The 1,321-nt window shown below is 52.8% G+C and carries 1 protein-coding gene and 1 pseudogene; both read left to right on the top strand.

Annotation, left to right across the window (positions count from 1 at the left end; translation table 11 throughout):
• Positions 1–619: 619 nt before the first annotated feature.
• Positions 620–832, top strand: a complete 213-nt coding sequence (locus HMPREF9140_RS09975) for a hypothetical protein (protein WP_006951863.1) — start codon at positions 620–622, stop codon at positions 830–832.
• Positions 833–941: 109 nt separating this feature from the next.
• Positions 942–1,321: pseudogene (locus tag HMPREF9140_RS09970) on the top strand (hypothetical protein); the annotation flags it as partial.

Genomic DNA, 1,321 nt, shown 5'->3' with positions numbered 1-1,321 from the left:
ACACACACACACACACACACACACACACACACACACACACACACACACACCAGACCTATTAATTAGCTTTTTCATACGCGCGCGCGAAGGGTGCCGTAAATCCATTATATACGGGGATTCCGGAAGGATTCTTCGTGCCGTTTTTCGTACCCTTTCCGCAACCGATATAAGAGAAAATAAGGAAAGATTTTACCGGCAAAACCCGTACGATTTCCGTACGGCGAATACTCCCATTTCAGTAAACAAAAACTCCCGCTCGGCCGATAGGCCGCATGTAGGGACAGACCCCGTGTCTGTCCGCCTCACTTCGGTTCGCAGAACCGAAGCAATATATTGGTCGAAATGTCCGAGCGATTGCGTATTTATTCCGGCCTTGCCCGATGGGTGCGGACAGACACGGGGTCTGTCCCTACACGTGCGGCCTATCGGCCGAATTGGCACAGGTGTCGGACAGCGAACCACCCCTTGGCATCGGTTGGGTGGCGGACCCTATCGGCCGAATTGGCATTGGCATTTTACAATTTCATCCGGCCCACTTCCGCCCTTGTCATCCACCTCATGACCCCTTTACCGATTAACGAAATAACAATGATTTTTTAATCACCAACACTTATTCATTATGAACAAAACATTCAAACGCGCCTACACCGCGCCATGGTGTAAGGCTATCGAAACAGAAATGGAACATGGCTTCCTCGCCGGCAGTCCGGCCGTTCAACCCGGCGGAGGCGGAGGAGGCGGAATTGTTGTCATTCCCGGAGGGGAAGACGGCGACGACACCGAAATCTCCGGAGCAAAGCAATCACAATGGGGCAACCTATGGGAAGATTAATCCCCAGCTCGGCAAACTCTGAAGTTATCGCTCATCCGACGAGCTCCGAAGCCCCCCGAAACACAAAGAGCAAAGAAACAAGTAAACAACTCAAAGACTGAAAGAAAAGATGAAACAGAAACATATTTATAATCTCGCAGTACTCCTCCTGACGAGCAGTGCAGCCTTTATTTCGTGCAGCGACAACGACCTCGACGGCCCCCAAACTGATGGCGACCGCGGCGCATCCGTAGTGTTCAACATTAAAGACATTCAGCAGGATAACATCGCCAAGGTCGACGCCGCCACCCGCGCCGGCATAGCCCCGACGCTTCTCTACACCCCCGGCTTAACACAAGAAGACCTGGCCCCGCGCCGATTGGAAGCTGTATCATCCGACGGTCTCGACGCCTGCTTAATCGAAACAACCGTTGAGGGCATCAACCCCACCAAGCCCGACCCGTCGACCCGCGCGAAAGTAGAAACGAGCATCGAGCACGATTTCACCAC

This window comes from Prevotella micans F0438, assembly GCF_000243035.1.
Lineage (GTDB): Bacteria > Bacteroidota > Bacteroidia > Bacteroidales > Bacteroidaceae > Prevotella > Prevotella micans.
Note: the sequence above shows the minus strand (reverse complement) of the source record. Positions and strands in the feature narration are given on the sequence as shown.